The following is a 9306-nucleotide window of genomic DNA, read 5'->3' on the forward strand; positions in this document are numbered from 1 at the left end:
CAGACGACAACGACATGGAAAAGAAAAAACTCGAACACGTGGCGATCATCATGGACGGCAACGGGCGCTGGGCAAAATCCCGGCATCTGCCGCGTGTCATGGGCCACCATGCCGGGGTGCGGGCCGTGGAGCGCACCGTGCGCGCCGCGAAGGAGCTCGGGATACCCTATATTTCGCTCTACGCCTTCTCGACGGAGAACTGGAAGCGCCCCAAGGGCGAGGTGCTCGGCCTCATGGGGCTCTTCCGCTACTATATGAGCTCAAAACTCAACGAACTATGCAAAGAGGAGACCCGTATGCGCTTCGCGGGAGACCTCGCGGCGCTGCCGGAGGACATCCGGCAGATACTGCGCAGCGCCGAGGAAAAAACGGGAAAATACACGGAACGCCAGCTTATTGTCTGTTTAAACTACGGCGGACGCAAAGAAATTATAGACGCCATAAATAAAATAACTACCCAAAATCCACAGACAACGGTAACCGAGGAGATGCTGCGGGAGAACCTTTACCTGCCCGACATACCCGATCCAGACCTCATCATCCGCACCAGCGGCGAGCTGCGCCTCAGTAACTTCTGGCTCTGGCAAAGCTCTTACAGTGAATACTATTTTACGGACAAATATTGGCCCGATTTCAATAAAGAAGACCTTGAGGAGGCTGTCAAAGATTACTATGAAAGAGAACGCCGTTATGGAAAAGCTTAAAGAATTTTTCCGCTCCAGCCCCGACCTGCAGCTGCGGGCATTCAGCAGCATATTTATCGTACTGGCGGTAATTGGAGGAATCGTCCTCGGAGGACACGTCTGGAGCGCGATCGTCATCCTCATCGCGATGCTCTCGCTCTGGGAGTTCTACAAACTGCAGTCGGCGAAGCTCAGCACCTCGCCGGCGCTGATCATGGTTTCCGGGCTCTTTATCCTGCTCGGCACGGCCTTCGGCCTCATGAGCATCGCGACCATCCTCTGCTCAATCTCGGCGATAGCCTTCATCGCGCTCTTTCTTGAGGTGCTGAAGCGCCAGGTCTCGGGAGAAAGCAACGCGCTCGTGACCATGGGAGCCACCGTGGCCGGTATCGCCTACGTCGTGCTGCCGTGGTCCTTCATGATCCTGATACGCTCGCGCGAGCTCGGCGCGATGTTCCTCATCACGCTGTTCTTCTGCACCTGGAGCTGCGACGTCGCGGCCTACTTTGTCGGCAGCCATCTGGGCAGGAATCTCCTCTGCAGCCAGGTCAGCCCCCACAAGACGTGGGAGGGCTTCCTCGGCGGAGCGGCGGCGAGCTTCATGTGCGGCGGCCTCTTGGCGCTCCTCTTTTCCTTCCCGCCGATGCCGCTGCTGCTGATGGGGCTGCTCTGCGGGATAGCGGGACAGCTCGGCGACCTTGGCGAATCGGTGCTCAAGCGCGAGGCCGGCGTCAAAGACACCGGCTCGATAATTCCAGGACACGGCGGCCTGCTCGATCGATTTGACAGCATTCTCGTCAATGGTACGCTTGCGTTCGTCATATTTGAGCTGGTAGGATAAAAAATGAAAAAGATCCGGCTTGCGGTAACGGGAGCCACCGGCAGCGTCGGCGGCGCGGTACTTGACATCTGCGCCCGCTTCCCGCAGCTATTTGAGATAAGGGCGCTGGCGGCCAAAAGCAACGCGAAAAAGCTGGCGGAGCTTGGCCGAAGGCACGGCGCGAAGTTGCTCTGCCTCACGGAGCCGGAAGATAAAAACTGGCGCGAAGAGGGCTTTACCTGCCTCTCCGGCGTCGATGGGCTCACGGAGATGGTGGAGGAGCCCTCTGTCGACCACGCGGTATTCGCCTCGTCGGGCGTCGCCGCGATCAAGGCGCTGCAAAAGGCCCTTACGCGCGGCATCGACGTCTCTCTCGCGAATAAAGAAAGCATCGTCGTCGCGGGGCCCTGGGTGATGCCATTAATAAAGCGGGCTGACCAGCTGCGCCCTGTGGACAGCGAGCACAGCGCCGTCTGGCAGTGCCTGCGCGACGCTCCGAAAGAGGAGGTCTCGCGTATCTGGCTCACGGCATCTGGCGGCCCTTTCCGTGACTACAGCGCCGCGCAGATGGAAGGGGTGACGCCGGAGGCGGCGCTCAATCACCCCGTCTGGAAGATGGGGCCGAAAATCACCGTCGACAGCGCCACGCTGATGAACAAGGGCATCGAATGTATCGAGGCTATGCAGCTGTTCGGCCTGCCCGCGGAAAGGGTCGGCGCGCTCATACATCCGCGCTCTCAGGTACATGGGATGGCGGAGTTCATCGACGGCACCGTCAGGCTGCTGCTCTCGCAGGCGGATATGAGACTGCCCGCGGCGGCGGCCATCGCCTGGCCCAGGCGCTTGCCGCTGGCCGAAAATGCCCTGCCGCCAATCGAGCCGGGGGACTGGGAGCTTTGCTTCCGTGAGATAGACGAGAAACTTTTCCCCTGCTTCGCGCTCGCGCGCGAGGCGGGACGGCTCGGAGGAGCCTACCCGGCGCTGCTTGTGGGAGCCGACGAGAGCGCCGTCAGACATTTCCTCAATCACGAGATATCATACCGGGCCATCGCGGAGATCATCTCGGAGGTGCTTGAAGCCTGCGGCGAAAAAACGCCGCGGACGCTTGAAGAGGCTGTCGCCCTCATCGAAGCGGGCGAAAAGATGGCGGATAAGATATGCAGAGACCGGAGGAACAGATAATTGATAAGTATCATTTCGTTTCTGATAGTAATAGGAATATGCGTGATGTCGCACGAGGGCGGCCACTACTGGGCGGCCCGCTTCCGCGACGTCATGATACACGAGTACTCGTTCGGTATGGGGCCGGTGCTCTGGAGCCGGCGCAGGGGCGAGACGCAGTACTCCTTCCGCGCCTTTCCCATCGGCGGATTTGTGAAGCTTGAGGGTGAGGACGCCGGAGAAGAGGGAGAAGAAAAACCGGCGGACTACGACCCCAAACGCTCGCTGGCCAATAAAAAGCCCTGGGAGCGCATCCTGATCATAGGCGCGGGGGCCTCGGTAAACATCGCCCTCGCCTGGCTGCTGACGGCGGCCTACCTCAGCGGTTACGGCGTCTACAACATGGAGACGCCGAAACTGGGAAACATCATGGAAAACACCCCGGCCTACAGCGCCGGGCTCAAAAGCGGCGACGTCATCAGGAGCATCGACGGCAAAGAGCTTAAAAACTGGGCGGATATCAGAAAAAACATCCAGAATAAAGACAAAAATGGAGACCGTTTTGAAATCACCGTCGACCGCGGCGGTGAGGAGAAAAACTTCACGGTCGACGTGCCGGTAGACAAAGAGGCCGGTGGCCGCCTGCTCGGCGTACAGCCCTCTCACGAAAAATCCCCGATCCTGAAGGCGCTCGGCACGGCCTTCACCTACTCGTGGAAGATGAGCGTGGAAATACTGAGCGGCCTATGGATGGCGCTCACCGGACAGATAAAGGCCGACGTCACCGGCCCCGTGGGCATTGCGACGATGGCGGGGGACGCCTTCCGCGAGGGCTTCTGGACCTTCATCGCCTTCCTCGGCGTGATAAACCTCAACCTCGGCCTGCTCAACCTGCTGCCCTTCCCGGCGCTGGACGGCGGGCGGATAATCTTCATCCTCGTGGAACTGGTGACGCGCCGCAAAGTACCGGAGAGAGTGGAGACTATGATACACTACGCGGGCTTCATCATCCTGCTCGCGCTGATCTTCCTCGTCACCGGCAAAGACATCTACAGACTGATACAGTAGGAGCTGATTCGCCATGGGCAGCAGAAAGAGCGTCTCTATCGAAGGGCTGAAAATCGGAGGCGGCGCGCCGGTGCGCGTCGAAAGCATGCTGAAAACACGCCTCACGGATATCGCGGGCGGCACGGCGGAGACGGCGAAACTGGCCGCCGCGGGCTGTGAGCTCGCGAGAGTGGCGCTGCCGGAAGAATCTCTCGCCGCGCCCTTCGCGGAACTCATCAAAAAAAGCCCTCTGCCGCTCATGGCGGACATCCACTTTGACCACAGGCTCGCCCTCGTGGCCTTCAGGGCTGGCTGCCGGGCCATCAGGATTAATCCCGGCAACATGAGCGGCTCCGCCGGGCTTGCCGAGGTGACCGCCGCCGCGAAAGACCTGGGGGCCGTCATACGCATCGGGGCCAACGGCGGCTCCCTCAACAACGCCCAGCTTGAGAGATCGGGCGGCGACAGGGGAGCGGCGCTCGTACTGGCCGTCGAAGAACAGCTCAAAATGCTTCTGGAAAACAAATTTGAAGATATCATAATCTCCGCGAAATCCTCCTCGGTGAAGGAGACGGCGCGCGCGAACGCCATACTTGCCAATCGCTGGCCCTTCCCGCTCCACATCGGCATCACCGAGGCCGGCTGTGGCAATTCGGGGATCGTCAAGGGCGCGGTCGGCATCGGCCTGATGCTCGCGCAGGGGATCGGCGACACCATCCGCGTCAGCCTCACCTCTCCGGGCGAAGAAGAGGTCGAAACGGGCTACAACATACTTCAGGCCCTCGGACTGCGCAGCAGGGGCTGGCAGCTCGTCAGCTGTCCCACCTGCGGCCGCCGCCGTATTGAAGTCGCCGTGCTCGTTGAAAAACTCCGCGCCGTCATACCGCCGACGGCAAACAACGGCATGACCATCGCCGTGATGGGCTGCGAGGTGAACGGACCGAAAGAGGCCTCGGGAGCCGACTTCGGCGTCGCCGGAAGCCCCAACGGCTTCATCGTCTTCAAAAAAGGCGCCTTCGTCTGCCGCGGTGAAATGGAAGATTTTGAAAAAATCATCCGCGAACAGATTGTGATTTACTAAACTTAGACAAATATAAAGTTTAACTATCCTTTGTGAAAAAACATGTTGACGAAATGGGGATAAAAATATAAGATAGTCATGTAGTGTTGGTATTTCAAACTTTTTACCTTCTCAGCGCAAAAAATATATTGCAACATAAGTTTTAATAAAAACTTAGGAGGTGTAAAAATGAACCAGGAAAGCCAATTTAGTGTATTCTCTGAGACAGGGCCGCTCCGACAGGTGATGCTTCACAGGCCCGGCAAGGAGATCGACCGGCTTACCATTGAGAACATGGACGAGCTTCTCTTCGACGACCTTCTCTGGCTCGCGCAGGCACAGAAAGAGCATGACAACTTTGCCGAAATACTGCGAAAAGAGGGGACCGAGGTCCTCTACTTCAGCGACTGCCTCGCGCAGGTTATGGATTCCGTACCGGTCCGCGAGCAGCTTATTAAGGATGTATTCAGGTTCGAGTGCCTTGACCGACGACTTTCGGAGGCCTTCATAACAGAGCTGATGAACATACCGTCAAAAGAGCTGGCGGATCATCTCATTGAAGGCTACACCAAAAAAGAGGTCAGAGAGATCTGCAAATGCAATTTGAGCTTAGTTTCATCCGTTGACAACGGCAGTGATTTTATCATCCACCCCATCCCAAACCTTTACTTCCAACGCGACCCGGCAATCACCGTGGCAAACGGTATCATAATCGGACAGATGACCTTTGAGGCCCGCCGCATTGAGCCGCTCTACTGGAAATACATCGTCGGCCACCACCACAGATTCAAAGGAATGCAGATACTATTCGGAGACGCGCCCGACGAAGTATGGCCGCAGAAGGTCGAGGGCGGAGACCTGCTCGTGATCTCCGGCGACACCATGGCCATCGGCGTATCGCAGCGCACCGCGCCGACCACCGTTCAGCGTATCGGCCGCAACCTTGCCTCGCGCACCCCGATTAAGCGCATCTTCGCCTTTGAGATTCCCAAAGAACGTTACTGCATGCATCTTGACACCGTCTTTACGATGGTCGACCGCGACGCCTTCTGTATCTACCCGCCGATCCTCGAGTCGCTCAAAGTATGGCAGCTCGACTACAGCGACGATGGACGGCTCGTCAGCCTGGAACAGAAAGAAAACTGGCAGCGGTCGGTGGCCAACGCGCTGGGCTACGACAGCCTGCGTCTCATCAAAATGACGGCGCGCGACAAGGCAGAGATGGCGCGCGAACAGTGGCATGACGGCTGCAATACCTTCGCCGTCGCCCCTGGCAAAGTCGTCACCTACAACCGCAACATCAACGCCACAAAGATACTCAGGGACAATGGAATAGAGGTCCTTGAGCTCGAAGGGCCGGAGCTCGGCAGGGGACGCGGCGGCCCGCGCTGCATGTCCATGCCGCTCAACAGGCTGCCAATATAGAATTGTAAAATATAGTTAAAATTAAATTATCCAATAAAAAGCTATTTACAAATTTCTAAAAAACGGTAAAATATACAACTTAAAATAAAGGAAATATCAAACTTGAAGGGAGCAATCATCTATGCCTGTGAATCTTCGTAACCGCCATCTTATTTCGCTAAAGCACCATACCCCCGAGGAGATCAACTATCTGCTTGACCTCTCGGCAGATCTCAAGAACAAAAAACGCGCCGGGATCAAGGGCAACCTCCTTGAGCGCAAAAACGTCGCGCTCATCTTCGAGAAGCCCTCGACCCGTACACGCTGCGCCTTTACCGTCGCCGCTATAGACGAGGGCGGGCATCCCGAATACCTTGGCAAAAACGACATCCAGCTCGGCCACAAAGAGGACGTCGCGGACACCGCCCGCGTCCTCGGACGCATGTTCGACGGCATCGAATTCCGCGGCTTCAGCCAGCAGGTCGTCGAGGACCTCGCGAAATACGCCGGCGTCCCCGTGTGGAACGGCCTCACCGACGACTACCACCCGACGCAGGTGCTCGCCGACTTCCTCACCATCCGTGAGAACTTCGGCCGCCTCAAGGGCATCAAGCTCGTCTACGTCGGAGACGGACGCAACAACGTCGCCAACTCGCTGATGATCGGCGCCGCGAAGATGGGCATGCACTTCGTCGTCGGCTCGCCGAAAGAGCTCTTCCCCGATCCCGCCCTCGTCGCCGAGTGCGAGCAGATCGCGAAAGACTGCGAATCCGGCGCGACGATAACCGTCACCGACGACCCCAAGACCGCCGTCAAAGGCGCGGACGCCATCTACACCGACGTCTGGGCCTCCATGGGCGAAGAGGCGAAGGCCGCCGAGCGCAAGGCTCTGCTCAAACCCTATCAGGTCAACAAAGAGCTCATCGAGGCCACCGGCAACGACGACGTCATCTTCCTGCACTGCCTCCCCGCTGTAAAGGGCAACGAAGTGACGGAAGAGGTATTTGAGTCGCGCCACGCAAGGCAGTTCGACGAGGCCGAGAACCGTATGCATACCATCAAAGCGGTGATGGTCGCCAGCATCGGCAACTTCTAGAAATCGGCGTTTATACGCGCCGTCTGCGTCATAACCTGCCCCCTGAGTGTCCTCGCCGTATGAAAATACGGCTCCGGTACTCAGGGGGCAAATTATTTAGCATCCAGCACGTCTAAACGCCGATTTCCTTCGGGTAGTGAAAGCGGTAAATTACGATTTCCTTTGGGTTGGGAAAGCGGTAAACTGCGGTTTATCTTCGAGAGGGGAAAAAGATAAATTGCGGTTTTTGTTCTTGTAGCCTCCCTCTCTGAGGGAGGTGTCGGCCGCCCGTTTTTGGCGGCTGACGGAAGGAGTGTTGCTCTGTATGGCGCGGAAAGCGCGCCATACAGAGCCCGCGGCGAAAGCCGCGGGAGAACCGAAGGTCAACTCTCCCTCACCCCGCTTTGCGGGGAGCTCCCTCAGAGAGGGCGCCTTTAAGGGCAAAGTCAAAAGCTAAACCGCTATTAATCTTCTCCCCACTCGAAGCTAAACCGCAATTTATCGTTTACCCTGTCGAAGCTAAACCATGATCTGTCTCTTACCTTCCCTCCCACCACATACCACACATCAACTCTTTTTCTATAAAACCCATACTGATATATTGTTATAAAATATCTTTTTTTACATTTTTACTTTATAATAAAATGAATATATCCATCAAGGAGGTCAAGACAATGCACGAATCTACCGGCGGTGCGGGCATAAAAGTAACTACGGTTGCCCCCCCCATAAGACTAATCGTAAGTTACAGCTAGCGGCCTTTTTACTCCTGCTTCTCTTCATGGCGCTCGCCGCGCCCTCCGCCGCGCTGGCGGCGATAGCCCCCGTGGCACCGGCCTCGGACGACCATGGCGTCTATCTGCTCTCCGAACCGGGCCATCTCCTCTGGTTCCGTGATACGGTCAACACCGTCAGCGCGGAGATTAACGCGAAACTCACAAAAGACATCGACCTCTCGGAGGGCGGCAGTCCCTCGCACTGGACCCCGATCGGTCAATACACGACCAAGACCCCCGACGGCTACGCTGGCAGCTTCGACGGCGGCGGCTTCACCGTGAGCGGCTATATCGTCGCCGACGTGGTGAGCGCGGATGAGTATGGCAACCTCGCCGCGGGCTTCTTCGGCCTCGCCGGCCAAAGCGCCGATATCCGCGGCCTCACCGTCGGCGGCGTCGTCAGCGTTGACATCAGCAGCAATACAGATAAAATCTATATCCTCGCTGGCGGTATCGCGGGACTCAGCTACGGCACGATAACGGACTGCGCCAACAACGGCGGAGTCTCGGCCTCCGGTGGCTCCGCACAGAACAACGCGGGCGGTATCGCGGGAATCAACAGCGGCACGATAACGGACAACGCCAACAGCGGCGGAGTCTCGGCCTCCGGCGGCTCCGAAAACAACGCGGGCGGTATCGCAGGACGCAACGACGGCACGATAACCAACTGCGCCAACAAGGGCGGGGTCTCGGCCGACGGCGGCTCCAACGCCAACTACGCGGGCGGTATCGCGGGATACAACTACGGCACGATAACCAACAACACCCACAGCGGCGGCGGAGTCTCGGCCTCCAGCAGCAGCAACTTCAACAACGCGGGCGGTATCGCGGGACGCAACGACGGTACGATAACAAACAACGCCCACAGCGGCAGCGTCTCGGCCTCCGGTGGCTCCTACAGCTACGCGGGCGGTATCGCGGGACTCCACTACAGCGGTACGATAACAAACAACACCCACAGCGGCGGCGACATCTCGGCCTCCGGCGGCTCCTACAGCTATGCGGGCGGTATCGTGGGAGACAACGATTACATGGGCAAGATAACTAACAACGCCCACAGCGGCGGCACGGTCACAGCCTCCGGCGGCTCCGCACAGAACAACGCGGGCGGTATCGCGGGAGGCAACGGCAACGGCACGATAACCAACAACGTCCACAGCGGCGGCGACGTTTCGGCCTCCGGTGGCTCCACCACCAACCGCGCGGGCGGTATCGCGGGATACAACAACGGCACGATAACCAACAACGTCCACAGCGGCGGCGACGTTTCGGCCTCCGGT

At 58.2% G+C, this 9306-nt stretch carries 8 protein-coding genes and 1 pseudogene; all 9 read left to right on the forward strand.

Annotation, left to right across the window (positions count from 1 at the left end; translation table 11 throughout):
- Positions 1-14: 14 nt before the first annotated feature.
- Positions 15-704 (forward strand): polyprenyl diphosphate synthase, encoded by a 690-nt coding sequence (gene uppS / locus LIO98_RS13865; RefSeq protein ID WP_291958432.1) that lies wholly within the window; start codon positions 15-17, stop codon positions 702-704.
- Positions 673-1524: a phosphatidate cytidylyltransferase gene (locus LIO98_RS13870; protein ID WP_291958435.1), complete on the forward strand. Its 852-nt coding sequence runs from the start codon at positions 673-675 to the stop codon at positions 1522-1524. Before uppS ends, LIO98_RS13870 begins: the two co-directional genes overlap by 32 nt.
- Before the next feature lie 3 nt (positions 1525-1527).
- Complete coding sequence (locus LIO98_RS13875; protein ID WP_291958438.1) at positions 1528-2685, forward strand: 1-deoxy-D-xylulose-5-phosphate reductoisomerase; 1158 nt, start codon at positions 1528-1530, stop codon at positions 2683-2685.
- Complete coding sequence (rseP, locus tag LIO98_RS13880; protein WP_291958441.1) at positions 2686-3732, forward strand: RIP metalloprotease RseP; 1047 nt, start codon at positions 2686-2688, stop codon at positions 3730-3732. It begins immediately after the preceding gene.
- A 13-nt stretch (positions 3733-3745) separates the two neighbouring features.
- Positions 3746-4792: a (E)-4-hydroxy-3-methylbut-2-enyl-diphosphate synthase gene (gene ispG, locus LIO98_RS13885; RefSeq protein WP_291958444.1), complete on the forward strand. Its 1047-nt coding sequence runs from the start codon at positions 3746-3748 to the stop codon at positions 4790-4792.
- A gap of 168 nt (positions 4793-4960) precedes the next feature.
- Positions 4961-6196, forward strand: a complete 1236-nt coding sequence (locus LIO98_RS13890; RefSeq protein WP_291958447.1) for an arginine deiminase — start codon at positions 4961-4963, stop codon at positions 6194-6196.
- Between the two features lie 121 nt (positions 6197-6317).
- Positions 6318-7271 (forward strand): ornithine carbamoyltransferase, encoded by a 954-nt coding sequence (argF, locus tag LIO98_RS13895; RefSeq protein WP_291958448.1) that lies wholly within the window; start codon positions 6318-6320, stop codon positions 7269-7271.
- 304 nt (positions 7272-7575) lie between these two features.
- Positions 7576-7707 carry a hypothetical protein gene (locus LIO98_RS13900; protein WP_291958451.1) on the forward strand — a complete coding sequence of 44 codons (132 nt, stop codon included), beginning with the start codon at positions 7576-7578 and terminating at the stop codon, positions 7705-7707.
- Between the two features lie 324 nt (positions 7708-8031).
- A pseudogene (locus LIO98_RS13905) lies at positions 8032-9306 on the forward strand (hypothetical protein); the annotation flags it as partial.

The organism is Cloacibacillus sp., from assembly GCF_020860125.1.
Classification (GTDB): domain Bacteria; phylum Synergistota; class Synergistia; order Synergistales; family Synergistaceae; genus Cloacibacillus.